The 26,064-nt window shown below is 52.2% G+C and carries 27 protein-coding genes and 1 tRNA gene; 9 read left to right on the forward strand and 19 right to left on the reverse strand.

Translation table 11 applies throughout. From position 1 onward, the window contains the following. The first annotated feature begins 255 nt into the window (after positions 1-255). Entirely contained in the window at positions 256-1,068 is an 813-nt protein-coding gene (locus NAI64_RS00085) for a spermine/spermidine synthase domain-containing protein (RefSeq protein WP_269296620.1), read from the forward strand. Positions 1,069-1,101: 33 nt separating this feature from the next. Then, positions 1,102-1,812: a carbonic anhydrase gene (locus NAI64_RS00090; RefSeq protein WP_269296622.1), complete on the forward strand. Its 711-nt coding sequence runs from the start codon at positions 1,102-1,104 to the stop codon at positions 1,810-1,812. A gap of 85 nt (positions 1,813-1,897) precedes the next feature. On the opposite strand, the gene NAI64_RS00095 is transcribed toward NAI64_RS00090, so the two are convergent. The 8 genes from NAI64_RS00095 to NAI64_RS00130 all read right to left on the reverse strand — a co-directional run bounded on the left by NAI64_RS00095 (position 1,898) and on the right by NAI64_RS00130 (position 7,877). Continuing rightward, positions 1,898-2,107, reverse strand: coding sequence for a TOBE domain-containing protein (locus NAI64_RS00095; RefSeq protein ID WP_269296624.1), 210 nt, complete (start codon positions 2,105-2,107; stop codon positions 1,898-1,900). Positions 2,108-2,298: 191 nt separating this feature from the next. Further along, a complete protein-coding gene (gene panB / locus NAI64_RS00100; protein WP_269296626.1) occupies positions 2,299-3,111 on the reverse strand; it encodes a 3-methyl-2-oxobutanoate hydroxymethyltransferase in 813 nt (270 codons plus the stop codon). A gap of 93 nt (positions 3,112-3,204) precedes the next feature. Continuing rightward, positions 3,205-3,555: a DMT family protein gene (locus tag NAI64_RS00105; protein WP_269296628.1), complete on the reverse strand. Its 351-nt coding sequence runs from the start codon at positions 3,553-3,555 to the stop codon at positions 3,205-3,207. A 26-nt stretch (positions 3,556-3,581) separates the two neighbouring features. After that, on the reverse strand, positions 3,582-4,061 hold the full coding sequence (folK, locus tag NAI64_RS00110) for a 2-amino-4-hydroxy-6-hydroxymethyldihydropteridine diphosphokinase (protein ID WP_269296630.1): 480 nt from the start codon (positions 4,059-4,061) through the stop codon (positions 3,582-3,584). 1 nt (position 4,062) lies between these two features. Then, the gene (gene pcnB / locus NAI64_RS00115; protein WP_269296632.1) at positions 4,063-5,445 is read right to left on the reverse strand and encodes a polynucleotide adenylyltransferase PcnB; all 1,383 of its coding nucleotides are present in this window, start codon (positions 5,443-5,445) and stop codon (positions 4,063-4,065) included. Further along, positions 5,438-6,118: a histidinol-phosphatase gene (locus NAI64_RS00120; protein WP_269296634.1), complete on the reverse strand. Its 681-nt coding sequence runs from the start codon at positions 6,116-6,118 to the stop codon at positions 5,438-5,440. Before NAI64_RS00120 ends, pcnB begins: the two co-directional genes overlap by 8 nt. Then, entirely contained in the window at positions 6,115-6,789 is a 675-nt protein-coding gene (gene hda, locus NAI64_RS00125) for a DnaA regulatory inactivator Hda (protein ID WP_269296636.1), read from the reverse strand. Before hda ends, NAI64_RS00120 begins: the two co-directional genes overlap by 4 nt. Positions 6,790-6,797: 8 nt before the next feature. Beyond that, on the reverse strand, positions 6,798-7,877 hold the full coding sequence (locus tag NAI64_RS00130) for an AI-2E family transporter (protein WP_269296638.1): 1,080 nt from the start codon (positions 7,875-7,877) through the stop codon (positions 6,798-6,800). Positions 7,878-7,953: 76 nt separating this feature from the next. Here NAI64_RS00130 and purM point away from each other — a divergent pair, with 76 nt between their 5' ends. Continuing rightward, entirely contained in the window at positions 7,954-8,997 is a 1,044-nt protein-coding gene (gene purM / locus NAI64_RS00135; protein WP_269296639.1) for a phosphoribosylformylglycinamidine cyclo-ligase, read from the forward strand. 590 nt (positions 8,998-9,587) lie between these two features. Next, a complete protein-coding gene (gene oxlT, locus NAI64_RS00140) occupies positions 9,588-10,847 on the forward strand; it encodes an oxalate/formate MFS antiporter (RefSeq protein WP_269296641.1) in 1,260 nt (419 codons plus the stop codon). A gap of 738 nt (positions 10,848-11,585) precedes the next feature. Here the strand turns inward: oxlT and NAI64_RS00145 are convergent. From NAI64_RS00145 to tsaE, 3 genes are all read right to left on the reverse strand, one after another. Next, positions 11,586-11,661, reverse strand: a tRNA-Arg gene (locus tag NAI64_RS00145). Between the two features lie 124 nt (positions 11,662-11,785). After that, positions 11,786-13,027, reverse strand: a complete 1,242-nt coding sequence (locus tag NAI64_RS00150; protein WP_407946904.1) for an N-acetylmuramoyl-L-alanine amidase — start codon at positions 13,025-13,027, stop codon at positions 11,786-11,788. A gap of 70 nt (positions 13,028-13,097) precedes the next feature. After that, positions 13,098-13,583: a tRNA (adenosine(37)-N6)-threonylcarbamoyltransferase complex ATPase subunit type 1 TsaE gene (tsaE, locus tag NAI64_RS00155; RefSeq protein ID WP_269296644.1), complete on the reverse strand. Its 486-nt coding sequence runs from the start codon at positions 13,581-13,583 to the stop codon at positions 13,098-13,100. A gap of 149 nt (positions 13,584-13,732) precedes the next feature. Between tsaE and queG the strand changes: the two genes are divergently transcribed. Both queG and xerD read left to right on the forward strand, forming a co-directional pair. After that, complete coding sequence (queG, locus tag NAI64_RS00160; RefSeq protein WP_331282600.1) at positions 13,733-14,782, forward strand: tRNA epoxyqueuosine(34) reductase QueG; 1,050 nt, start codon at positions 13,733-13,735, stop codon at positions 14,780-14,782. Positions 14,783-14,846: 64 nt separating this feature from the next. Then, on the forward strand, positions 14,847-15,800 hold the full coding sequence (xerD, locus tag NAI64_RS00165; RefSeq protein ID WP_269296648.1) for a site-specific tyrosine recombinase XerD: 954 nt from the start codon (positions 14,847-14,849) through the stop codon (positions 15,798-15,800). Between the two features lie 16 nt (positions 15,801-15,816). Here the strand turns inward: xerD and NAI64_RS00170 are convergent, their stop codons facing one another. Continuing rightward, positions 15,817-16,776, reverse strand: a complete 960-nt coding sequence (locus tag NAI64_RS00170; protein ID WP_269296650.1) for an endonuclease/exonuclease/phosphatase family protein — start codon at positions 16,774-16,776, stop codon at positions 15,817-15,819. A gap of 132 nt (positions 16,777-16,908) precedes the next feature. Between NAI64_RS00170 and plsY the strand changes: the two genes are divergently transcribed. Beyond that, positions 16,909-17,520 carry a glycerol-3-phosphate 1-O-acyltransferase PlsY gene (gene plsY, locus NAI64_RS00175; protein WP_269296652.1) on the forward strand — a complete coding sequence of 204 codons (612 nt, stop codon included), beginning with the start codon at positions 16,909-16,911 and terminating at the stop codon, positions 17,518-17,520. 12 nt (positions 17,521-17,532) lie between these two features. On the opposite strand, the gene NAI64_RS00180 is transcribed toward plsY, so the two are convergent. Next, the gene (locus NAI64_RS00180) at positions 17,533-18,177 is read right to left on the reverse strand and encodes a response regulator (RefSeq protein WP_269296654.1); all 645 of its coding nucleotides are present in this window, start codon (positions 18,175-18,177) and stop codon (positions 17,533-17,535) included. A gap of 131 nt (positions 18,178-18,308) precedes the next feature. Here NAI64_RS00180 and NAI64_RS00185 point away from each other — a divergent pair, with 131 nt between their 5' ends. Then, positions 18,309-20,066, forward strand: coding sequence for a glutamine--tRNA ligase/YqeY domain fusion protein (locus tag NAI64_RS00185; protein WP_269296656.1), 1,758 nt, complete (start codon positions 18,309-18,311; stop codon positions 20,064-20,066). Between the two features lie 63 nt (positions 20,067-20,129). Here the strand turns inward: NAI64_RS00185 and NAI64_RS00190 are convergent, their stop codons facing one another. Beyond that, the gene (locus NAI64_RS00190) at positions 20,130-20,972 is read right to left on the reverse strand and encodes a M48 family metallopeptidase (protein WP_269296658.1); all 843 of its coding nucleotides are present in this window, start codon (positions 20,970-20,972) and stop codon (positions 20,130-20,132) included. Positions 20,973-21,202: 230 nt separating this feature from the next. Between NAI64_RS00190 and gstA the strand changes: the two genes are divergently transcribed. Beyond that, complete coding sequence (gstA, locus tag NAI64_RS00195) at positions 21,203-21,811, forward strand: glutathione transferase GstA (RefSeq protein ID WP_269296660.1); 609 nt, start codon at positions 21,203-21,205, stop codon at positions 21,809-21,811. A 21-nt stretch (positions 21,812-21,832) separates the two neighbouring features. Here gstA and NAI64_RS00200 read toward each other — a convergent pair whose 3' ends face one another. The 5 genes from NAI64_RS00200 to NAI64_RS00220 form a co-directional block, all read right to left on the reverse strand. Then, positions 21,833-22,876: an aldo/keto reductase gene (locus NAI64_RS00200; protein ID WP_269297950.1), complete on the reverse strand. Its 1,044-nt coding sequence runs from the start codon at positions 22,874-22,876 to the stop codon at positions 21,833-21,835. Between the two features lie 42 nt (positions 22,877-22,918). Continuing rightward, the gene (locus NAI64_RS00205) at positions 22,919-23,959 is read right to left on the reverse strand and encodes a quinone-dependent dihydroorotate dehydrogenase (protein ID WP_269296662.1); all 1,041 of its coding nucleotides are present in this window, start codon (positions 23,957-23,959) and stop codon (positions 22,919-22,921) included. Between the two features lie 125 nt (positions 23,960-24,084). Beyond that, positions 24,085-24,840, reverse strand: coding sequence for a leucyl/phenylalanyl-tRNA--protein transferase (aat, locus tag NAI64_RS00210; protein ID WP_269296664.1), 756 nt, complete (start codon positions 24,838-24,840; stop codon positions 24,085-24,087). A 48-nt stretch (positions 24,841-24,888) separates the two neighbouring features. After that, on the reverse strand, positions 24,889-25,332 hold the full coding sequence (locus tag NAI64_RS00215) for a TIR domain-containing protein (protein WP_269296666.1): 444 nt from the start codon (positions 25,330-25,332) through the stop codon (positions 24,889-24,891). 52 nt (positions 25,333-25,384) lie between these two features. Further along, entirely contained in the window at positions 25,385-25,939 is a 555-nt protein-coding gene (locus NAI64_RS00220) for an NUDIX hydrolase (protein ID WP_269297952.1), read from the reverse strand. Positions 25,940-26,064 lie beyond the last annotated feature (125 nt).

Raw genomic sequence — 26,064 nt, forward strand, 5'->3', positions numbered from 1 at the left:
GTCCGGCTTTGGAAACCGGTTTTCGGACCGGTTTCGCGAATGTTCCGAATACCCCTCAGGAATTTTCCGAGGGGTATTTTTTTGTCTGTGTTGATCAGCCTGAAAACACTGCCGGCAATTACGGAAGAAGCGGTATGGGCGAGAAAGATGCAGTTTGCGATACCGGCAAGTGCTTTCGTGAGAAAAAGCTGGCTTTTTCACGGTTGAAACAGGATAATCAGGCCGTTTTGAATATTGTCCGTTTCCGGTTCGCTTATGTTGTTGAAACGTAAATCGATTGAAAAAGAGGAATCGCTACGTCCGTCGGTGTTACCTGTAAAGAAGGAGGAAAGACGTCGGATACAGTATGCTCCTGTAACCCTTTCCGAACAGGGGGGTGTCCGCTATCTTCATTTCGGTACCGAGTGGATACAAGGTGCCATGCGGTTGCGCAAACCGAATTGGCTGGAGCTGGAATACAGCCGCAAAATGATGTCATGGTTGTTGTTCAGGGAACAACCTCGCATGATTTGCCAGCTGGGACTTGGCGCAGGCGCGCTGACAAAGTTTTGTTACTGGCAATTTGCCGATTGCAAAACGGTTGCCGTCGAACTGAATCCGGATGTTATCTCGGTGTGCCATTCCATGTTCGCATTACCGGATGAAGACGAACGTTTGCATATCGTTGAGATGGATGCGATGGATTTCGTGAATGATGAACGGAATGCAGGGGTATTCGACGTATTGCACAGCGATTTGTATGACGCGACGGCGCGGGGACCGGTACTGGATACACCGGAATTTTATGCGGCATGCAAGCGGTGTCTGGTTCCGGGCGGGATGATGACAGTCAATTTGTTCGGTGACCACCCGAGTTTTGCACGGAATATATCGGCCATGTCACGTGTATTCGAAAAGGTGATCTGTCTTTCTCCGACGCCAGAAGGTAATGTGATCGCTCTGGCATTCACGATATTGCCCGAAACAGATTACGATACGCTCAAATCACGCGCAGCCGATATCAGGGAAAAAACGGGATTGCCTGCGAAAAAATGGTTGAAAGATATCCGCAGAGCATTGGCGTTATAGGTTGGTGGCGGATGATATGTGACATAAAGAACGATGACGGATAAATATACAGAATATGATCCATCGGATATCGAGCTTGTGCATTTGCTCGAGCGCAACAGGGCATGGGCGGAGCAGATGGTATATGAAGACACCGATTATTTTTCTCGCCTTGTCGCACAACAGTTGCCGAAATATTTGTGGATAGGTTGCTCGGACAGCAGGGTGCCATCTACCCAGATTACCAATTTGTTACCGGGTGATATTTTTGTCCATCGCAATATCGCCAATGTCGTATCCTATTCCGATTTGAGTTGCCTGTCGGTCATGCAATTTGCTGTGGATATTCTCAGGGTACGCCATATTATCGTAACAGGGCACTACGATTGTTCCGGCGTCCATGCCGCCATATCGGGAGAACGTGTCGGTCTGGCGGACAACTGGTTGCGTCATGTACAGGAAGTGCATCACAAGCACGGCAAATACCTTCGGGTTAGCTTGTCAGAGAGGGTTTGCTATGACCGGCTTTGTGAATTGAATGTCATTGAATCGGTCGCCAATGTCTGCCAGACAACGATCGTTCAGGATGCATGGAGTCGTGGACAGGAATTGACCGTTCATGGGTGGGTATATGGTGTGCATGACGGATTGATCCGTGACCTGGGCATGACGATCAGTTCCCTTGACGAGCTGCCGATCAGGAAGGAGCAAAGCCTGGAACGTTATGAAAAGGGAGACGATGTCACATGCCGTCAATGTTTTTGATGCAGCATGGTATGCCGCCATGGTGGATGTCATAAAAAACGGGTATGGAAAACATACCCGTTTTTTATGTGTGGTATAGCGGAAATCAGTCAACACCGACCATGACGGAATCGGCTTTGATGATGGCGTAGGCGACTTTTCCGACAGCCAGTTGAAGGCGTCTGACGGAAGCCGTCGTGATTTGGGCAGTGACCATGATTTCAGGTGCGATTTCAAGCGTGATTTCGGAATTGATCGGTCCTTCGTTGATTTCGCGAATGATGCCCTGAAGCTGGTTTCTGGCGCTGATTTGCATGGGATTCTCCGTTGTCAGATAGTAATGGAATGAATGTTTCGGAATGCCGTCGTATCAGATAAAGATTATAAGACCTGAATGAAAAAAACCGGTCGGTATATCGACCGGTTTTGATGTCATGCAAGAGAACCGGTTTGTCGAACCGGTTTATGTGCGTTATGCCTGAATCCGGATAGATGCGATTCAGCTTGTCAGAAGCAATGTTCCTGTGCAGGGAAAGAGCCGTCTTTGACGGCGCTGACATAGGCCCTGATCGCCGCTTCGATACTGTTTTGTCCCTCCATGAAATTGCGGACGAAACGTGCTTTTCGTCCGGGGAAAACATTGAGCATGTCATGCATGACCAGTACCTGGCCGGAACAGTCCGGGCCAGCGCCGATACCGATGGTCGGGACAGACAGTGCTGCGGTGACGTCTTTTCCCAGTGTTGCCGGAATGGCTTCGAGTACGAACAGCGAGGCACCGGCATTTTGCAGGATACGGGCGTCTTCCAGAATGCGTCGTGCGTCTTCGGCATTTTTGCCCTGGACACGGTAGCCGCCGAACTGGTGAACCGATTGTGGGGTCAAACCCAGATGTGCGCAAACCTGAATGGCGCGTTCCGTCAGAAAACGAACAGTTTCTTCAAGCCAGCGTCCGCCTTCGATCTTGACCATGTGTGCGCCAGCCTTGACAAGCTCGGCGGCGTTGTCATAGGCGGATTCCGGTGTGGCATAGGTGCCGAATGGCATGTCTGAGACGATCATCGCGGTTTTGTTGCCGCGTGCGACGCATTCCGTATGGTAGGCGACTTCCTCGATGGAGACTGGCAGTGTGGAATCCTTGCCCTGGCATACCATGCCGAGAGAGTCTCCGATCAGGAGAATCTCGACGCCGCATTGATCCATAAGGGATGCGAAACTGGCATCGTAACACGTCAGCATGGTGATTTTTTCATGCCGGTTATACAGTGCTGTCAGGGTGTGGCTTGTGACCGATTTGCGTTCCTGAAGATAGGTTGCCATGACAAATCCTTTGATGAAGAACTACGAAGTTGAGATTGCATAAAACCGTAACCATAGCCCGATGCATCAGGCGGTGTCACGATACGGGGTCAATTATGAACGAAATATGAAATAAACGGCACCGACCAGGCACAATGCTGCCCAGATATAGTCCATTTTGAATGGCTGGCCCATATAGTAGATGGCAAACGGTACGAAAACGCTCAGGGTGATGGTTTCCTGAAGGATTTTCAGCTGCGCCAGACTGAACTGCGAAAAACCGATCCGGTTGGCAGGAACCTGCAACAGATATTCGAACAATGCGATTCCCCAGCTGATAAGGGCAGCGACCAGCCAGGATTTCGAGGAAAGGTGGCGCAGGTGTCCATACCATGCGAAAGTCATGAAAATGTTGGACAAGATGAGCAGACCGGCAGTCTGGACGAAAACGGGAATATGGAACATGGGGCGACTCCTTGGAAAGACTGAAATCAAATGCGGTGGATTTTCTGATTTTTGACGCGTTCAAGCAGGATGGAAAGCGGTTCTTGCTTCGGAATGACAATTTCCGGCGCGATTTCCGCGAGGGGCACCAGTACAAAGGCACGCTCGGTCAAGCGCGGATGCGGAATGGTCAGGCGTTCTGTCGATATACAGTCGGTATTGTATAGCAGCATATCCAGATCGAGCGTTCTCGGTGCATTACGGTAGGGACGTTTGCGACCGAATGCATTTTCGATTTGCCAGAGCGCTTCGAGTAACGGTTCGGGCGCCAGAGTGGTCGATAGCATGGCAACGGCGTTGACGTAGTCATCGCCGTCTGCATCGACTGGCGCAGTGCGGTAAAGTGACGAGGTTTTTTGAAGTCGCGTATCCGGCAGCTTGCCAAGCAAATCCATGGCGCCTGTAACATTTTCGAGGGCATTGCCGAGATTGGAGCCGATGCCGATATAAACGATATTTCCGGACATATCAGGGTTGAGTGTTTTCTGCCTGTGATATTGTCGATACAGAGCTTGTCTTGCGGCGGCGTCGTGAACGTCTGTGACGTTTGTGTCCAGACGGTGTTTCGGCAAGCGATCTGGTCTGTTCATCGATCATGCGCTGGCGTTCTTCTCCCGTCGCATCGATGAACCGGGTCCACCACTGCCCGATTTCGGGGGCGAGTTCTCCGGATTCGCAACGAATCAGCAAAAAGTCGTAAGCGGCACGGAAACGGTCGTTTTCAAGCAGACGATAGGGTGACTTGCCTGTTCTGCGTTCAAGTCTCGGTTGCATGAGCCAGATATCTTTCATGTCGCTGGCGATTCTGCGTTGTATCGCCAGCTTTTCTGTTTGTGCATCGAGGATATCGTTGGCAGCGGCCACCAAAGCCGGAATCGGATATTCTCCATTGGCACGATAATGCGCCCATCTTTCCTCGACCTGGGTCCATAACAGGGAAGCGAACAGGAAACCGGGAGAGATTCGCTTGTCGTCCCTGATGCGCAAATCGGTTTTGTTCAGGGCGATTTCAATGAAATGGGCTGCTTGCGGTTGTTCCAGCGCGACGTCCAGCAAGGGAAGCAAGCCTTTGTGCAATCCGCGGGCGCGCAATTCTTTCAGGCAGGACATGGCATGCCCGCTCATCAGGAGCTTGAGCATTTCGTCGAAAAGACGGGCGGATGGTACGTTGTTTATCAGCGGCGCGAGTGATGCAATCGGTGCGAGAGTCGCTGCATCGATGGAGAATCCCAGTTTTGCGGCAAACCGGACAATACGCAGCATGCGGACCGGATCTTCACGGTATCGCTGTTCGGGATTACCGATGATACGGAGCGTTTTCCGGCGCAGGTCATCCATACCGCCGTGGTAGTCCAGCAACAACTGGTTGGCCGGATTGTAGTACATGGCATTGATGGTGAAATCGCGTCGCGATGCGTCTTCTGCTTGTGAACCGAAATTGTTGTCTCGTAGCAGACGTCCGGCTTCATCTTTCAGCGCCGGTTTTGTGGATGCTCCCCGAAACGTGGTCACTTCGATCAGGTCCTGTCCCAAAAGGACATGCACGATCTGGAAACGTCGGCCGATCAGAAAAGCCCGACGGAACAGTCGTTTGACCTGTTCTGGTGTCGCATTCGTGGCGACATCGAAGTCTTTCGGCTTGACGCCCAGCAACAGATCGCGCACAGCACCTCCGACGATGTAGGCTTCATATCCTGCATTTTGCAAAATGCGGACGACCCGGATGGCACTGTTGGATACCAGTCTCGGATCGATGCCGTGCTGTGCGGAATTCAGTGTGGCAGGTTTGTCGGCGGAAGGAGACTTTTTGGTCCCGATTCCGAAAATCTTGCGAATCAGTTTGTTAATCATCGAATAATTGCAGTAAAGGCCAGCCCTGCTTTTCGGCATATGCTTTCAGTCGGTTGTTCGGATTGACCGCAACCGGATGGTTGACACGTGAGAGAAGCGGAAGGTCGCGATCCGAATCGCTGTAGAAGTAAGTATGCCGAAAACTGTCGAAAGACAGATTCATGGTTTGCAGCCAGTTTTCGGTATGCACGATCTTGCCGGCGCCTGAAGTCGGAATGCCGACAAGTTTTCCGGTGATTTCGCCTTCGGGTGTTTCTTCCGGTATGGCTGCGATCAGATGTTCGACACCGAGTGCATGGGCAATCGGTTCCGTAATGAAACGGTTGGTCGCTGTGACGATGGCGACCAGATCGTTATTGTCCTGGTGCTTCTTGAGGAGATTGCGTGCTGCCGGTCTGATGGCGGGATGAATGACCTCGTCCATAAACTGTTGGCGCCAGCGGTTGAGCTGGACGCGTGGAAATTTGGCAAGGGTCCCCAGAACAAAAGCCAGGAATTCGGCAGGATCGAGCGTTCCGGACTGGTACTGTTCAAAAAATTCGGCGTTCCGTTTCTCGTAAAACGCTTTATCGACAGCGCCGATACGTACCATGAATTCTCCCCATTCATAGTCCGAATCGATAGGCAACAGGGTATTGTCGAGATCGAATAATGCCAGCGTATCAGTCTTCATATCGGTTCATGTCTTTTTTGCAACAGATCATGCAGCAAAGGTAACGTAATGATCCGTTTTGTCTGGAGCGAATAGCGGTCCAGTGCATCAAGCATACTGGAAAGCGAGTGCATATCGCGCCGGTAATGGGTAATAAGATAGGGTAACACACCTTGGGACAGCGTGAACCCCCGTGACCGTGCATGTTCGGTCAGGGCATCGATCTTTTCTTCATCGGTCAGTCCATGAATCTGGTAAACCAGCCCCCAGCAGAGTCGGCTTTTCAGGTCGTCGCGCAACGGCAATGCAAGCGGAGAAGTTGCGCCGCTTGCAATCATGCAGGCGGTACCATGTTCCCTGATCTGGTTGAAAAGATTGAATGTCGCGATTTGCTGTTCATCCGTGAGCCGCTCACAATCATCGACCAGATACAAGGCGGTATCGGGCGTCCATGTGAAATCCGCGACGGGAGATGCCGGGTCGAGAAAACGTGCAGGACGCAGTTGTGACATGGCACGAAGAAGATGTGTTTTGCCGACGGCGGTGTCTCCCCATATGTAAACGAAACGGTCACTGGAATTTCCGGCGGCCATTTGCCGGAACAGATGCAGTACTTCGGCATTCTGGCCAGGTACAAACGTTTCCAGTGTCGGGACGGAAGCCGTATCGAGATTTAACAACAGTTGCTGCATGATGACGTTCAGTGTTTGTAAAAGTTACTGTTGAAATAGTAACTGCGCAAATGCTTGTAGGCGACGGAGAGGATAGCGGAAGAAGGAAGGGCCAGCAAAATGCCGACGAATCCGAAAAGCTGGCCGAATGCCAGCAAGGCGAAAATGACGATCAGCGGGTGCAGCTGGATACGGTCGCCGACGAGTTTCGGGGTCATCAGCAAGCCGTCGAATGAATAACCGAAACCGTAAATGATGCCAAGTGTGATCCAGGCTTCCATGCCCGAGAATTGCAAAAGGGTAGCTGTAATGGCCAGTGCCAGTCCGAAACAGATACCGAGATAGGGAATGAATGCGAGCATGCCGGTCATGATACCGACCGGAAGAGCAACGTTGTAGCCTGCCAGTGCGAGCGCGATCGAGTAATAAATGGACAAAATGACCATGACCAGAAGCTGGCCGCGCAAATATTGCGCTAGCATACCGTTGACCTCATGCGAAAAATTGACGGCCTTTGTCACCCAGCGGCGGGGGATCATATCCCGCAGCTTGCGCATCATGATGTGCCAGTCCTTGAGCAGGTAAAACAACACGACGGGAATCAGAATCAGATTCCATGCCCATGTCAGGACTGCGGTGCCACCGAATTTGGCCGAGGCGATCAATGATTTCCAGACGCCGTCACCCTTGGGAACGAATTGTTCGGTCAGGATACGTTTGATGCTGGCGTTGTCTGCCGGAATCTGGATGCCGAATTCGTTCAGGATAGGACTTAACCGATTGTTGACCTTGGCGATGAAGGCCGGAATCTGTTCGTAAAGCATCGGCCATTCACGAATCAGCATGGGAATCATGATCAGGGCAAAAGCGGTGACAAGTGCAAAAAGCAACATCATGACGATGATGACGGCAATAAGTCGCGGCATGCGGAAATTGCCGAAATGCTGGGCGCGCAGCCAGTCCACGATCGGGTTTAGCGCATAGGCCAGAATGGAACCGGCGATAAACGGGGTCAGGATCGGACCAAGCAATAAAAGAATGACGACCAGCAAAATGCCGATACCCGTCCACAGGGCGGTTTGTCTTTGTTGTGGTGTAAATAATGCCATTCAGTCGTACTTGCGGAACCAGTTTGTTAAAATATGAAAATTATTGTTATTTTACGCCCAGTGGCGCGTTTACATTATGAGTTCATCCACCAAACAGTCTCTTTCCTATCGTGACGCAGGAGTCGATATCGATGCCGGCGACGCGCTCGTCGATGCCATCAAACCGTTTGCCAAACGAACCATGCGCGAAGGCGTATTGGGCGGTATCGGCGGTTTCGGCGCACTTTTCGAAATCGGTCGAAAATATCGCGAACCGGTACTGGTATCGGGTACCGATGGCGTCGGCACAAAACTCAGACTTGCCTTTGAACTTAACCGACATGATACGGTCGGTATCGACCTTGTGGCAATGAGCGTGAACGACATTCTGGTCCAGGGTGCTGAGCCGTTGTTTTTTCTCGATTATTTCGCCTGCGGAAAACTCGATGTTGCAACGGCATCCAGAGTGGTCAAGGGAATCGCAGCCGGTTGCGAACAGGCCGGTTGTGCGCTGATCGGCGGTGAAACAGCGGAAATGCCGGGAATGTATCCGGAAGGGGAATACGATCTGGCCGGATTTGCCGTGGGTGCCGTCGAAAAATCGGAAATCATCGACGGCCGGAAAATCGTACCGGGAGATGTCGTGCTCGGTCTGGCATCCTCCGGTATCCACTCCAACGGATATTCACTGGTTCGCCGGATCATCGAAATGGTCAAGCCTGACCTGAATGCAGACTTTGACGGAAGAACGCTGGCGGATGCCCTGATGGCGCCGACAAGAATCTATGTCAAACCGTTGCTGTCGCTGATGGCATCGGTGGAGGTCAAGGGAATGGCGCACATCACCGGCGGCGGGCTGGTGGAAAACATTCCGCGCATATTGCAGGAACATCTGACGGCCGTACTGAAAAAAGAAGCATGGACGATGCCGCCCTTGTTTTCCTGGCTCCAGAAGCACGGCAATGTCGCCAGCGAAGAAATGCATCGCGTATTCAATTGCGGAATCGGTATGGCCGTGATCGTGTCACGTGAACAGGCCGAACAGGCAATGGCGCATCTCAGGGCGGCAGGAGAAACGGTTTATCGCATAGGCGAAATCCGTCAGAGAACAGGGGACGAACCCCAGACAATCGTCGAATAGCGCCTTTATATTCTATTCATACACGCATCTTCGGGCGGTGCATTCCTGTTACAGGAATGCACCGCCCTTTTTTAGTCGTCCACTGGTTCTTGGCACCACAAAATTGGCGCGAAAGATTCCATGAATGGGAGAGTGGAGATACATAAAGTGCGGAATCGGAGAGGTGGCACGGTAGTGCGGACGGAAGGGTGCTGGCGAGCCAGGATCGGGAGAAGACAAGTATAGGCACATCGCGGAAGCAGAAAGAAGCGTAGCGAGAAGAGAGGGTTTTGGCGGCTAAATATGAGATTTCAATTCATATGGAAGATAAAAAAATTTGAGATTGTACCTCATATGAACCCGTACATGATATGAAATTATTTCATATTCGTCAGGCGTAAATATGAATAATATTTATTTGATGCAGAGAAAGTTATGCAATAACATTACATATGTAGTCTCGTGTAATATGATATTTGCATGCATATACACAAGACATGTCGAGGTTTCAGGAATGTGTCACTGACAGAAACAGTACCCAAGTCGTTGATTTCAGTGACCGGCAAATTCCGGGATTCCCTTTTGTGTTAACTTGATTAGGGATTGGTAAGATGAATAATCCAGCCGCAGTAGCAGAAGATCCGACCAAGGTAGGCGGTCTTCGTTGGTTCTACTTAATCTTAGCAGTTTTGCTAATGTGTATGATTTCGGGTGTTCAGTACTCCTGGACACTGTATGCAAATCCGGTGAAAGATCTGTTGGGTGTTTCCCTTGCAGCCGTTCAGACATCGTTCACATTGTCTCAGGTCATTCAGGCAGGTTCCCAGCCTGGCGGTGGTTATTTCGTTGACAAATTCGGTCCCAAGGTTCCGTTGATTGTAGCCGGTATCATGGTCGGCGCAGGCTGGATCCTGATGGGTATGGCTCCAAACGTTCTGATGCTGTATGTTCTGTACACGCTGGCTGGTGCTGGTGTTGGTATCGTTTACGGTACGGCAATGAACATCGCCAACAGATGGTTCCCGGACAAGAGAGGTATGTGTTCCGGCTTCACGGCAGCAGGTTATGGTCTGGGCGTTCTGCCGTTCCTGCCACTGATCAGCAACGTGCTGAAATTTGAAGGTGTCGGCGCAGCCTTCATGTACACCGGTGTTATCATGGGTGCCGTCATCGTGCTGATCGCTTTCTTCGTAAGATTCCCGGCAGGTCCTGCAGGCAAGAAGAAAGTCATCGTTCCGACCGAAAAAGACTTCAACTCGAACGAAATGCTCAAGACCCCGCAATTCTGGATTCTGTGGACGTCGTTCTTCTCCGTCAACTTCGGTGGTCTGCTGCTGGTTGCAAACAGCGTTCCATATGGCCGTAGCCTTGGCTATGCCGCAGGTTTCCTGACGATTGCAGTTACGGTTCAGAACCTGTTCAACGGTGGTTGCCGTCCGTTCTGGGGTTTCGTATCCGACAAGATCGGCCGTTACAAAACCATGTCCGTAGTTTTCGGTATCAACTGCCTGGTATTGCTGGCCTTCCCGTACGTAGCAAGAATGGGCGAAACCGCATTCATGATCGCTCTGGCACTGGCCTTCTTCACCTGGGGTGGTAGCTATGCACTGTTCCCGGCAACCAACAGTGACCTGTTCGGTACGGCATACTCCGCAAGAAACTATGGTTTCTTCTGGGCAGCAAAAGCAGTTGCAGCAATTTTCGGTGGTGGTCTGGGTGCAGCAGTTGCAACCGCACTGGGCTGGAACACCGCTTTCGCGATCACTGCTTTCACGTCTTTCGTAGCATTCGCTCTGGCAACGTTCGTTGTTCCGAGAATGGGCCGTCCGGTCAAGAAAAACAAAGCAGTTCAGGTTCAGGCTGCACAGTAATGGCTTGACAGGCTGACGCAAGATCGTCAACGAAAAATGGCCGGAAGAAATTCCGGCCATTTTTTATTTATGCGTGACAGACGAAGATATATCGGTGATATGGGGTGGCGACCTTTGCGGTCGCCACAATTGTTTCTGAAAATCGCGGGGCTGTTTCAGCCATTGTGTGAATGCAAGTGTTTCGTCTGAACGGATGGAAAACAATATGTACATGGTGTTCCGGGTGAATTCTTCTGTGTTCCGGAATGTCCCTGAGATACAGAAAGGGTATGGAAACGCGTTCATATGCCGCTTGATCTGCAAGTAAATTGTTGTCGGCTGATCTGGTTGCCAGCGTACAGAACAGGTCGTAGCCATTCAGAAAATATATCCGGAAGTGGAACACGTTTTAGCGTGATTTAACACAAGGAATGCCGGAAAATCGAAATGACTGGTGTTCGAAAGATCCTGCCGGTAAGCATCGTCATGCCTTTGTGTGAACAGCAGATCCGTGTGAAGGAAGGGACGTTGTGCAGGAAACGCGTAATTCCGGCATATCTGAAGTTTGTCGACAAGTGGGAATAAGTACCCATGTGGCGGTACGGGAAAATTTGCCGTCGTTGTGTGGTATCGGAATGCTGGCCGAGGGTTCTGAATTTCTGACGGTAAAGGGGCAGACAGAAGAGTGACGTGCGCACAAGAGGGCAGGGCTGCCTGTGGCTGGCAACAGGAACACGGGCGTAAAGAAAAAGACAGGAATGGCGCGCTCGGCGGGGATCGAACCCACAACCCCTGCCTTCGGAGGGCAGTACTCTATCCATTGAGCTACGAGCGCGCTGGGATGACGATGTTTTCAGGGCGATAGCTGATTCAGAAAACAACGCAGGCAGTATTCTACCTCATTTGTCTGGTCTGGTACGCAGTTTTGGCAAAGAAGTTTGCCAAAACTGCAGTGCGTATCAGATCATGCCGTTGCGGGCACGTGGCGGGTTTTTGGCGAAATATTTCTTGATGCCGTTGAGGATGGCGTTTGCGATATTTTCCTGATGTGCGGCATTATTGAGCTTGGCTTCTTCTTCGGGGTTCGAGATGAAGGCCGTTTCCACCAGAATGCTGGGAATGTCAGGGGCTTTCAGGACGGCAAACGCGGCCTGTTCGACAGATCCCTTGTGAAGACGGTTGATGCCTCCCATTTCATTGAGTACGGCATTGCCGAGTTTCAGGCTGTTCTTGATCTGTGCAGTTGTGGAAAGGTCAAGCAAAACACTGGCCAGTTGACGGTCGTGTTTCTTGATATTGACCCCGCCGATCAGGTCGGCCGCGTTTTCGCGTCTGGCCAGCCAGCGTGCCGCAGTCGAGGAGGCACCTTTTTCGGACAGGACGAAAACGGAAGAACCACATGCACTCGGTTTGATAAAAGCGTCCGCGTGGATGGAAATGAACAGATCGGCCTGGACCGCGCGTGCTTTCTGGACACGTGTTCCCAACGGTACGAAGAAATCGGCATTGCGGGTCATGACGACACGCATATTGGGCTGTTGTTCGATTTTTGCTCGCAGGCGTTTGCCGATAGAGAGCACGACGTCTTTTTCCTTGCTGCCACGCGCGCCGATCGCGCCGGAATCTTCACCGCCATGTCCCGGATCGATCACGATCGTGACCATGCGTTTGAGCTGCATTTTTCCGGTATCGCCCGCAAGGCTCTTGCGGCTGGAGGTACCGGTTGATGCCGGTTCAGGATCGGTGTTTTTCGATTCGTTGGCCGCGACTTGTTCCGGTTCCGGATCGTGCTTCCATTCTCCCTTGAGGATGAGTGCCGCGATCGGATCAAGAGGTTCTTTCGGGTACAGATCCATGACAAGACGATGCTTGTATTTGTCGATAGGCGCCAGCGAAAAGACCTGCGGATTGACGGCTGTTTTCAGGTCAAAAACCAGACGGACGGTTTCAGGATTGAGCTGGCCGACGCGGACGTGCTGGATGTAGGGATCGTCCGGCTGGATTTTGGAGATCAGTTCTTTCAGGGTCGCGTTCAGTTCGACACCTTGTATATCGACGACGAGGCGTTCCGGGTTGGTCAGAATAAAGTGTTTCGCCTGAATCTTGCCGTCATGTTCCAGTGTGATACGTGTATAGTCATCGGCAGGCCATGCACGGACGGCGACGATATTGCCTGCATGAACCGTTGAGACGGCAGTCATACCGGCGAGAAAGACGAGAAATGCAAGGGCGGTTTGCCAGTATTTGTAAAATGAATGTTTCATCTTCGATTCAGCAGTGAGGCGAAAAACGCAGGGTTTCAAGGCAATGTATGCCTTTGCCGGATGAGGCGCTCATGTGTGCCGTTCGCCCATCTCCCGTGATGTCGAGCGTGACGGCGATATCGGGGGCGGGTAATTCGGAGCCGGCATTTTCGGCCCATTCGATGATGCAAATGGTCGTCCCGTTGAAATGTTCCCGAAAACCCGCTTCCAGAAATTCTTCCGGGCATCCCATCCTGTACAAATCGAAATGCAGCAGCTCGACCGCCTGTCCGTTCAGGTTGATGACATAGGGCTCCATAAGCGTGTAGGTCGGGCTTTTGACTTTTCCCGTATGACCCGCTTCCCGGATCAGGGCGCGCGTGAGCGTTGTTTTGCCGGCGCCCAGATCGCCGTGCAGATAAATGGTGAGCCCGCGTTCCAGCACATGCGCCAGCGCCTTGCCAAGTGCGCATGTATCGGTCTCGTCGTTCAGATAGAATGTTTTTTGCAGCATCGGTCGGAATGGTACAGATCGCGCATCGTACGTGATGTGATATAACGGAACGATTTCGCATATAGTATCAATAATCATTCCTTTTTAGGCAATATCTTTTGTTGTTTTTGATGAAAATTGAAGGGCAATTCACTGATTTTGTTTTAAAAATGAGAGCCTGGGCCAAAGAGCTGGGCTTTTCGGATTTGCGGATTGCCGACATTCGTCTGGATGAGGCGGAAAAAAGGCTGCAACAGTGGCTTGCGCAAGATTTTCACGGTGAAATGCATTATATGGCGGCGCATGGCATGAAGCGCTGCCGTCCGGATGAATTGTTGCCGGGTACGGTCAGAGTCGTTTCCGTGCGCATGGATTATCTTCCGGATACAAAAGCGCTTTCACAAGCGAAGGCCGGTGTGCATCATGCCGATCCGCTGGCAGCACGTATATCGCTGTATGCCCGCGGACGCGATTATCACAAGGTATTGCGTTCACGATTGCAGAAACTGGCCGACAAAATGCAGGATGCCATCGGACCTTTTTCATATCGTGTTTTTGCCGATTCTGCACCGGTCATGGAAGTGGCGTTTGCCGGAAAAGCCGGTATGGGATGGCAGGGCAAGAACAATTTGTTGTTGTGCCGTGACGGCGGATCGTTTTTCTTTCTCGGGGAAATGCTGGTCGATTTGCCGTTGCCAGTCGATTCCGGGGAAGATGACCATTGCGGTAACTGTACACGTTGCATGCAGGCTTGCCCGACAGGTGCGCTCGTCGCGCCGTATCGTCTCGATGCACGGCGTTGCGTTTCCTATCTGACGATCGAATTCAAGGGCAGTATTCCCGTAACATTGCGCCCGTTGATGGGCAACAGGATATATGGATGTGACGACTGCCAGCTGTGTTGTCCATGGAACCGGTTTGCGAAGGTGAGTGACGTGCCGGATTTCGCAGTACGACATGATATGGATCGCGCCACCCTTCTGGAATTGTTCGGCTGGACGGAAACGGAGTTTTTGCAGAAGATGCAAGGCAGTCCGGTACGGCGTATCGGATATGTCTGCTGGTGTCGCAATATTGCAGTGGCATTGGGCAATGCGCTTCGTGAAGTGAGCGATGCAACGGAAATCTCGCGTATAGTCGCTGCCTTGCGTGACAAACGTCAGACGGTGTCGGATATGGTGGATGAACATATCGATTGGGCGCTGGCACAGAAGCCTTGAAAACGGCAGTCTTCAGGTACGGGATAAAATATGTCTTGTCAGTAATTGGAGAAAACGGTTGTTTATGGAAGATGTTGCCAGTGTTCACCTTACGCCCGGGAACCGTTCGTTGATCGACGAATTTTGCGATACCGTATGGCTTGAGGATGGTTTGTCCAGAAATACGCTGGAAGCTTACCGAAGCGACTTGCAGCTGTTTGCGCAGTGGCTGGAAAAAAATGGGGCGGCGCATGATTTGCTGGCGGTAACGCCGGAGCATCTGAACCGTTATTTTCTGGCCCGCCATGCCGAGTCCAAAGCGACATCTGCCAATCGGAGGCTGACGGTTTTCAAGCGGTTCTACCGGTTGCAGATACGGATGGGACGGCTCGCGGTCAGCCCATGCCAGCGAATGCGTGCGGCAAAACAACCGGCACGGTTTCCGCATGCCCTCTCCGAGCGGCAGGTGGAGGCATTATTGTCGGCGCCGGATGTGCAAAAACCATTAGGCTTGCGAGACCGGACGATGATCGAACTGATGTATGCCAGCGGTTTGCGGGTTTCCGAACTTGTTGCGCTGAAACTGGTCGAAACGGGAATGAACGAAGGTGTGTTGCGTATACTGGGCAAGGGCAGCAAAACCCGGCTGGTTCCGTTCGGCGAAGAGGCAAGAGGATGGCTGGAACGTTATTTGCGGGAAAGCCGTCCCGTGATTTTATCCGGAAAGCTGTCCGATCATCTGTTCGTCACGGCGCGCGGAACAGGGATGACCCGGCAAATGTTCTGGACGCTGATAAAAAAATATGCCGTGCAATCCGGCATTCATGATCCGTTGTCGCCCCATACGTTAAGACATGCCTTTGCCACGCATTTGCTCAATCATGGTGCCGATTTGCGGGTTGTCCAGTTATTGCTGGGACATGCGGATATTTCGACGACCCAGATATATACTCATGTAGCGCAACAGCGTCTCAAACAGTTGCATGCACAGCACCATCCGCGAGGCAGCCGTCACGAAGAAACGACAGGGGGCTGCTGAAGCTATACGGACGAAATCAGGAAAGCGCGATGGTCGTCATGACGAAGGGATGGTCGGAGCGATCCGGTCTGTCTGCGTCGTCAGGCATCCGGTAAAGTATGTCGGTGACACGGCCTGCGCTAAATCCGGCCAGTTCCGTAAATTCATCGGAAATGAAAATATGATCGATGTATCCGGTATCCATGCCCCGGATATACCGGGTATTTTCCTGTATGGAAGCGTGGGGCGACTGGACATCCAGAGTGTTGTGCAGACGATACATGGAAGGAAGCGGTTGCTCACTTTCGTGTTGCGCGCCGGTGGCGATGCCAGTGGTCACAGCTTTGGCCGTATCGTTGAAATCTCCCAGCAATATGACCGGTGTTCCCGTTTTTTGCCGGAAGCGGGCGATCAGCGTATGGACACCAACTGCATCGGCAGCACGGCGTGAGAGCGAACGGAACATGGCCAGCCCATGTTGTAACGGATCGGCAAGTCCAGTACCCGGGACAGGGTCAGGTCGTCTCGATTTGAAATGTACCGCATAAAGATTAAGTATCCGGCCGTTTGGCAACAACACCGGAATTTCCAGTACCGGACGTGAAAAACGGTCCAGGAGGGTATCTGTTCCGGGTAGCGATATCCGGAAATTTTCAGGAAAATGGCAGTGAGTCTTCGGCGTACCCGCCAGCGGCAGTCGTGTGACGAGCGCGACTTCAGGAACGGGTTTGGAAGGTCGGAAAGGCACTTCGGTAAAGACGGGAGTGGCGTTGCGAAGTTGTCGCGAACAGGCCATGATATCCGCGACGGCCTGTGCCGAAAAAATTTCTTCAAAAGCGATGATATCGGGAAGGAAACGGTCGATCAGGCCGCCGATCCAGGCGATTTTCGCCTCGTATTCCGCAGCAGTGCATGGTGGAAGATCCGGATAACAAATCGTACCCGGCAAGGACAGATTGCGGACATTGAAAGTCGCCAGTCGAATTTCCTGCTGCATATTTTTCCTTTCGCCACTACAATGCAGACATGTGTCGTTTCCTGTCGCAGTATCTTAACAAACGGATCGACGGTTTTTGGGAATGTACGACAGTTTTCCCGTAATCAAACAGGAAAACAGGAATGTGAAAGTATGTATACGGTTTTATTCGTCGTAGTGGCCTATCTTCTCGGCTCTATTTCATTTGCGCTGGTGAGCAGCAAACTTTTCGGTCTGGCAGATCCCAGAACGTATGGCTCCAAAAATCCCGGCGCGACCAATGTACTGCGCAGCGGCAACAAACTGGCAGCCTTGCTTACGCTGGTGGGCGATGCCGCCAAAGGATGGCTGGCCGTCTGGCTGGCATTTCATTTCGGTGCGCAGTATCAGGTCGGTGAAATCGGGTTGGCCTGTGTTTGCGTGGCTGTCTTTCTCGGCCATCTGTTTCCCGTATTCGCGCAATTCAAGGGTGGAAAGGGTGTGGCGACAGCACTGGGTGTCTTGCTGGGGATCAGCCCGTTACTGGGATTGCTGGTGCTGGTGACCTGGTTGTGTGTGGCGGTACTGTCACGCTATTCGTCGCTGTCAGCCCTGATTTCCGCCGTGCTGGCACCGATATATTACGGGTTGTTGTTCGGATTCAATCTCTATTTCGCGGCGATTGTCGTCATCAGCGCATTTCTGATTGCACGCCATCGTCAGAATATCGGTAACCTGATGACCGGCAAGGAAAGCAAGATCGGCGCCAAGAAAAAAGCGGGATGATGGTGTCGTGTCCTATTTTTCGAAAGGGGCCAGCAGGTTGTGCGCGACCGCGTAGCGGACGATTTCCGAGATGGAGTGCATGCCCATCTTGTTCAGGATGCGCGATTTGTGAGTGCTTACTGTCTTGACGCTCAGGTGGAGTTGCTGGCCGATGTCGGTGACGGTTTTGCCTTGTGCCAACAGGTTGAAAATCTCGAATTCTCGGTTCGACAGCTGACTGTGCGGCAGTGGTTTTTCCGGTGTCATGATATCGAGCGCAAGCTGTTCAGCGACTTCCATGCTGATGTAGGGTTTGCCTGAGGCCACTTTCCGGATGGCATGAACCAGCTGGGTTCCGGCGCTTTCCTTGGTCAGATAACCCTGTGCGCCTGCACGGATGGAACGGATGGCGTATTGTTCTTCCTCGTACATGGTCAGTACCAGTACCGGCAGTTTCTGCGATTCGGTGCGGATCTGGCGAATCAGGTCGATACCGCTGCGTCCCGGCATGGAAAGGTCGAGCAACAACAGATCGAAGCCTCCCTTTCGGACATGTGCCAGTACCCCGAAGCCGTCGGTAGCTTCACCGACGACTTCGATATCGTCAGTGCTCTCCAGAATACGTTTTAACCCTTCGCGCATCAGGGTGTGGTCGTCTGCGATGACAATCCTGATCATAAGCTGTCAGACGGAATGTATTACCTGTCAATGGCCCGGGACGGGAATGCTTTTCAAAGAGTTGATACCAATACACTATACAATGCATTGTCGCGGTAAAATGTAGCTTACTCGTTTTTTAGATACAAGTCATGAACGCAGATAACAAAAACAGCACTTCCACCCCTTCTTCCAATTTTTTGCGTGCCATCATCGAGGCCGACAACGAAAAGGGAACGTATCAGCGTCCCGGCATGCCCGATGTCATCACACGCTTTCCGCCGGAACCGAACGGTTACCTGCATATCGGACACGCCAAGTCGATTTGCCTGAATTTCGGGTTGGCAAGGGATTATCATGGACGTTGCCATTTGCGTTTCGACGATACCAATCCGACCAAGGAAGACCAGGAATTTGTCGATACGATCAAGGACAGTGTCCAGTGGCTCGGTTTTTCCTGGGAACAGGGTGGTACAGCCTATTTGCATTACGCCAGCGATTATTTCGATACCCTGTATATGATGGCCGAGTATCTGATCGAGGCAGGCTATGCCTATGTGGACAGCCAGACACCGGAAGAAATCGCCAAGAACCGGGGCAGTTTTTCCGAACCCGGCAAAAATTCGCCGTACCGCGATCGTCCGGCAGCCGAATCGCTGGATCTTTTCCGTCGGATGAAGGCTGGTGAATTTCCGGATGGCGCGCATGTGCTGCGTGCGAAAATCGATATGGCGTCGCCGAACATGAACATGCGAGACCCGGTGATTTACCGGATTCGTCATGCGCACCATCATCGTACCGGGGATAAATGGAATATTTATCCGATGTACGACTATACGCACCCGATTTCGGATGCGCTGGAAAACATCACCCATTCGATCTGTACACTGGAATTTCAGGATCACCGTCCGTTTTATGACTGGATTCTTGAACGCCTGACGGAAACGGTCACTTTGCCCGATGGCCGGGTGATCGGGGGCTTTCTGCAAAAACCGTTACCGCACCAGTATGAATTCGCCCGTCTGAATCTGACTTATACCATCACCAGCAAACGCAAGCTGTTGCAGCTGGTCGAGGAAAAAATCGTCGATGGATGGGATGACCCACGCATGCCGACTATCGTCGGGATACGGCGTCGTGGTTATACGCCGGAGTCGATCCAGCTGTTTTGCGAACGGATCGGCGTGGCCAAGGCAGACGGCTGGATCGATATGGGAACGCTGGAAGGCAGTCTGCGAGACGATCTGGACCCGAAAGCACCGAGAGCCGCTGCCGTGCTGCATCCGCTGAAACTGATCATCGACAATTTCCCCGAACATCTTGAGGAAGAATGCACATCCCCGGTTCATCCGCATTATCCGGAACGTGGCTTGCGACGCTTCCCGATTACCCGTGAACTGTGGATCGAACGTGAGGATTTCATGATTGATCCGGTCAAGGGATATTTCCGGCTTTTCCCGGGCAATCGTGTCCGTTTGCGTTATGGCTATGTGGTCGAATGTACGGGATATGACCAGGATGAAAATGGCAATGTGACGGCAGTACACTGCCAGTATTTTCCGGACAGCCGCAGCGGTACGGAAGGCAGCGCGACTTACAAGGTCAAGGGCAATATCCACTGGGTCAGCTGTGCGCATGCCGTCGAGGCGGAAGTCAGACTGTATGACAGACTGTTCGCAGATCCGGCTCCGGACGCCAACAACAAGGATTTCAGGCTTGCGTTGAATCCGGCGTCCAAGGAAGTGGTGCGAGCCTATCTGGAACCCGGTCTTGCAGCGGCGCTTCCGGGGGATATTTACCAGTTCGAACGGCACGGCTATTTTGTCGCGGACATCAAGGACTCGCAGCCTGGCAAACCAGTGTTCAACCGTTCCGTCACATTGCGTGATTCCTGGGGAAAGAAAAAATAAACATCCAGTATGCAATCAATAAAAAACGCGCTTTGCAGCGCGTTTTTTATTGGGAACAGCAGATCATTTGCGTGACGAAGCGCTCTTTGTCTTGCCTTTCGTGGCGGTTGCCTGATAAAGGGGCATGACTTTCGGCAGTTCGGCCTGCAAACGTGCAATACGCGATTCGTCGCTGGGGTGGGTCGACAGCAATTCCGGCGGTGCGTCGCCGCCGAGTTTTTCCATCTTCTTCCAGACGTTGATGGCGGCTTCCGGGTTATAGCCGGCTCGGGCCATCAGTTCCATTCCCATGATATCCGCTTCTGTTTCCATGGTTCTGGAAAACGGAAGTGTCATGACCAGTTGGCTGGCCATGCCGGCGAGGGATTCCTGTGTCGAGCTGAAACCTGCCAGTGCGCTGATGAGCGACAAGGCCTGATCGGCCGCGATTTGCTGTGAAACCTGTTCGCGGCTGTGCTCGCGCAATGCATGCGCCATTTCATGTCCGATGACGGCTGCCAGCTCATCGTCCGTCAGATTCAATGAACTGATAATGCCGCTGTAAACGGCGATTTTGCCACCTGGCATGCAGTAAGCGTTCACTTCTTCACTGTCGATGACATTGATTTCCCAGTTCCATTTGAGGGCATCCGGCCTGAATACGCCGACCTGTGCGATGAGGCGATTGGCGATGTTGCGCACGCGTTTGGTCGATGTGGAGCTGGTGTTCAGTGCCTTGGCCGAGCGTGCCTGACTCAGTGTACGTTGATAGGCTGTAGCTGCGCCCTGGTTGATATCCTCTGATGAAATCAGAAGCAGTTGGCTTCTTGACGAGTCGGTTGCGCCACCGGCCGTGGTACTTTGGCAGCCGGCAACCAGCAGTGGACCGGTGATCAGAACGAGCAGTAAAAAAAGAAAGCGTTTCATGGGCGGTATCTGTTGAGTGATGGTCGGATCTGTCGGTACAGGCAATGAAATCATTTTTTATCAAGATGCGCAAATTTTCAATTATTTTCCCAGAAATCACAGGGACTGGCTGGAGATATACGGTTTCCCGGCGACATTTCACGGGCAGAAAGGGTATGATGCTGTCATTTCACAGGCATGGTTTTCGATGCATGGCGTGTTCCGCCGGTATTCAATGAAAGGAGCATATGATGAAACTGTATTACACCCCGGGAGCCTGTTCACTGTCTCCGCATATCGTTCTGGAAGAATCCGGATTGCCGTTTGAACTGGAAAAAGTGGATTTGCAACTCAAGGAAACGGAGTCCGGTCATGACTTTTATCTGGTCAATACCAAGGGTTCCGTTCCGGCGCTGGAACTGGACGACGGCCAGATACTGACTGAAGGTGCGGTAATCGTCCAGTATCTGGCGGATCAGGTACCTGAAAAAGGATTGATGCCGTTGCCGGGTACGATGGCGCGTTATCGGGCGATGGAATGGCTTAATTATATTGCGACGGAATTGCAAAAAAGTTTTACGCCGATCTTCAATCCAGCATATGCCGCTTGCCGGGAAGAAGCGAAAAAAAACTTGCTCAGACAGTTCGATTACGTGGACAGACAGTTGGGAAAAAACCGGTATGTGACCGGCGAGCAGTTCACGGTGGTCGATGCCTATCTCTTTACCATTGCCAGCTGGATAGGAGTAGCCGGTCTGGAAACGGCACAATGGAAGGCGTTGTCGGCCTATCGTGAAAATGTGGCGCAACGTCCGGCGGTTCGTCGCGCCATGATATCGGAAGGATTGATACAGGGATAACGTAACCGGTCGTCGGCAGACTTACAGGGCCGGATTGGTGATCATGGCGTGGATTTCATTGATGTGGTCAATGACTTCATCGCTCAGTGAGATGGAGATGGCATCAATGTTTTCCTTGAGGTGTTCCGGCCGTGTGCCGCCGATGATGGTGGCATCGATGAACCAGCGTGAATAGCACCATGCCAGCGCCAGTTGTGCGGGTGTGATGCCATGGTCTCTGGCCAGTTGCATGTATTGTCGTGTGGCTTCCAGAACGGCGGGACGCCGGTAGTGTGCGTTCCAGTCTGAGTAAAACAGCGTCAGGCGACCGTGCGTTTTGGGATTGTCGATATATTTTCCGGTCAGTTGACCGAATGCCAGGGGACTGTAGGCAAGCAGCCCGATATTTTCCCTGAAACAGATTTCGTCCATGCCGATTTCGAAATGGCGATCAGTCAGGTTATAGGCGTTTTGTATGGATACGATCCTTGGCAAGCCTTTCATTTCCGCGAGTCGGACGAATTCCATCAGTCCCCATGCGGATTCGTTGGAAATGCCGATGTACCGGATTTTGCCTTCTTCGATCAGTTTTCCCAGTACCGAGAGCGTTTCCTCGATCGGGATGTGTGGACGTTCGTCTCTCGGATTGAACACGGTTTTGCCGAAGAACGGAACATTGCGGCTTGGCCAGTGCAGCTGGTAAAGATCGATGCAGTCCGTTTTCAGTCGTCTGAGGCTTCCTTCGACCGCGAGACGGATATTGGCTTCGTTCAGGTCGTTTTTTCCATTGCGCAGCCACGGAATGAGGCGCGACGGACCGGCAACCTTCGTTGCCAGTACGATCTTGTCGCGCAGTCCTCTCTTCTTGAGCCAGTTACCGATGATAGTTTCGCTGAGCCCCTGAGTCGCCGCCTGCGGCTTGACCGGGTAGATTTCCGCTGTGTCGATGAAATTGATACCCCGTTCAACAGCGTAATCGAGCAGGCCGAACGCTTCGCTTTCGCTGTTCTGGTCGCCGAAGGTCATGGTACCCAGACAGACTTTCGACACGAGCAGGTTGCTGGTACCGAGTGGTATTTTCTGCATGTTTCCCGTTCCTTTTGCGTCGATGCGGATCATGTCGCACGATCAGGGTTGTCTCAGTGCGTTGACGCATTCGCGCACCAGTCCGGGACCGGAATAGATCATGCCGGTCAGGACCTGGACCAGTGATGCGCCTGCTTCGATTTTTTCCCTGGCATCGTCGCCAGAAAGAATACCACCGACACCGATGATGGGAATGGTATCGCCGAGTTCTGCCTTGAGCTTGCGAATGACCGCGGTTGACATATCTTTTACCGGTGCGCCGGAAAGTCCTCCGGTTTCACTGCCATACGGAAGATAATTGACGGCGTCGCGTGAAATGGTGGTATTGGTGGCGATGACACCGTCGATGTGATGGCGCAACAAGGCATCCGCAATGTTCCGGATCTGGTTGTCGTCGATATCCGGTGCGATTTTCAGGGCCAGCGGTACATATCGTCCATATTGTTGCGCCAGACGATCCTGTGCTGCTTTCAATTGCGAGAGCAGATTGTCCAGCTCCGATTCCCCCTGAAGCTGGCGCAGGTTTTTGGTATTGGGTGAGGAAATGTTGATGGCGATGTAATCGGCGACAGGATAGACTTTTTCAAGACAGATCAGATAATCATCGACCGCTTTTTCGATGGGCGTGACGGCATTTTTGCCGATATTGAGCCCCAGAATGCCTTTCTTTTCCCGATAGAAGCGGGATGCCTTGACATTAGCGACGAGAACGTCGACGCCGTCGTTGTTGAAGCCCATCCGGTTGATCAGACCCTCGACATCAGGCAGCCGGAACATGCGCGGTTTCGGGTTGCCGGGCTGGGGGCGTGGCGTGACGGTCCCCAGTTCCAGAAAACCGAAACCGAGCGATGCCAGGCCGTCGATACACGAGCCGTTCTTGTCCAGTCCTGCAGCCAGTCCGACCGGATTGGGAAAGGTCAACCCCATGACTTCACGCGGAGAGGGACTGACAGATGGCGCCAGAGCGGTCAGCCCCATCGCCGATGCCATTCTCATGGACGAGAGGGTGAAATGGTGTGCATTTTCCGGATCCATGGCGAAGAGACAGGGCCGGATCAGGGCATACATGAAATTAGGAATCATGGAATTCAAATAATGTCGCGATGTGCCGGAGGCAGGTCGGAAAGCAGGTATGGTTTTCCGGACCATTCCGGATCAGATATAAAAAATCGTTATATCGTAATTGTAACGTAAGTCCGTGATTTGTTTTAGCCTGCCAGCGTGTGGAACTGGCAGAGCGGGCAGTCTGCGAGAGTTTTCCATGAAGTGATCGCAGGCAGATCGACGACGCGCCTGAGATGGTCATTGAAGTCCGACCGGCTGATTGGACTGGCACCCAGCGAAGCCAGATGGGCAGTTTCCTGTTGGCAGTCGATCAACGTCACGCCGTTTTGCTTCAGAAAAAACACCAGGTATGCCAGCGCGATCTTGGAGGCATCGGGAATGCGTGCGAACATGGATTCCCCGAAAAACATTTTTCCCAGACAGATACCATAGGCACCGCCGACAAGACGGTTTTCGTACCAGAGTTCGGATGAATGGGCGATGCCCATGTCGTGCAGTTTCCGGTAACTGTCGATGATGCCGCTCGTGATCCATGTACCGGATTCTTTTTTGCGCGGTGCAGCGCATTCACGGATGACTTGCGCGAAGTCCGTATCGAAACACAGCCGCCATGGACTGTTGCTTTCGTGAATGCTTTTGTGAATTTGCCGGAGTTTTTTCTTCAGGCTGTGCGAGATGACGAAACGGTCTGTCGGCAATACCATACGCGGGTCGGTACTCCACCACAATATGGGCTGATTGTCGCAGAACCAGGGAAAAATGCCGTGCCGGTATGCCATGACGAGACGTGATGGCGAAAGATCCGCGCCAGCTGCCAGAAGACCGGGAAAGCCGCTTTTTGCTGTCAGCGCGGTGGAGACATCGGGAAAGGGATCATCCCGTTTGAGCCAGGGAATCATGGATATGCGATGTAACCTTTTCCGGTGAACGATATGGCATGCGTGTCGTCAGGTGGTCTGCTTCAGGACTTTGCCGGGGCGAGCGTGTTTGACGATGGCGTCCCCCAGTTGCATGGCATCCCATTTCACGATTTCTGCGGCAGCCCGTTTTTCCTTGTGCGAGGTATGTTTCGGATCGACTGCTTCCACCAGAATGACGGGCAACCCCAGCTTTTTGGCAGCGTCGAGTTCCAGATTGGTCCAGCGTTTGAATTCCTCGAAAACACCTGCCAGAATGATGAGGCAGCAGCAGGGTTCCATCTGTTTTTCGATTGACAGCGACAGTGCCTTGTTCGATGGCAGGAATTGGGCAGGGTCGTCTTTCGAGACGCTGTAATATTCATAAGCGAAGTCTTCCGTCTTGAGACGATAGGTTTCCATCAGACTCGTGATGCGTTCGACACCATCTTGTTCGACCCAGCTGTGGCTGAGGAAAACGGGATACGTTGCCATAAATTGAAATCTCCAGATATTGCCGACGAACGACAGGGATGGTCGTGTCGGTTTATTTTGTCAGATCCAGTGTGTGGAAACCGAATTGGCCACCACGCTGTATTTTCTTTTTATCCTCGAAATAGAACTTGAGAGCGTATTTTATCGTTGAAAAAGCCAGTTGATCCCAGGGAATTTCCTTTTCCGTGAACAGTCGTGTTTCCAGACTTTCTTCTCCCGGCGCGAAATTCGTGTTTTCCAGATGCGCCAGATAAAAAAGATGTACCTGATGATAGACGGGCAGATTCATCAGGGAAAACAGGTTGGAAATCGTGACATCCGCACCCGCTTCTTCCTTTGTTTCGCGACGGGCTGCCTGTTCCGTCGTTTCGTCATTTTCCATGAATCCGCCGGGTAGTGTCCAGAAACCATGTCGTGGTGTGATGGCACGACGACAGAGCAGGATGGATGTTCCCTTTTCCGTTTCCCAGGTCGGGATGCTGCATACCACGATTTTCGGATTTTCGTAATGGATCATGTGGCAGTTCGGACAGATATGTCGCGGCATGTTGTCCAGTGGCGGGATGCCGACAATCAGTGGATGGCCGCAATGGGAACAGAATTTCATGGACATGTTACGCGCAGTTATGCCGGAACCGGTCAAAACAGCCAGTCCGGCAGATATCATTGAAAAATCCGGCAATGCACATTATACAAGCGAATGGGATGTTATCCCGTTTCGGGCGCTGTACA

This window comes from Oxalobacter paeniformigenes (assembly GCF_027158465.1).
Lineage (GTDB): Bacteria > Pseudomonadota > Gammaproteobacteria > Burkholderiales > Burkholderiaceae_D > Oxalobacter > Oxalobacter paeniformigenes.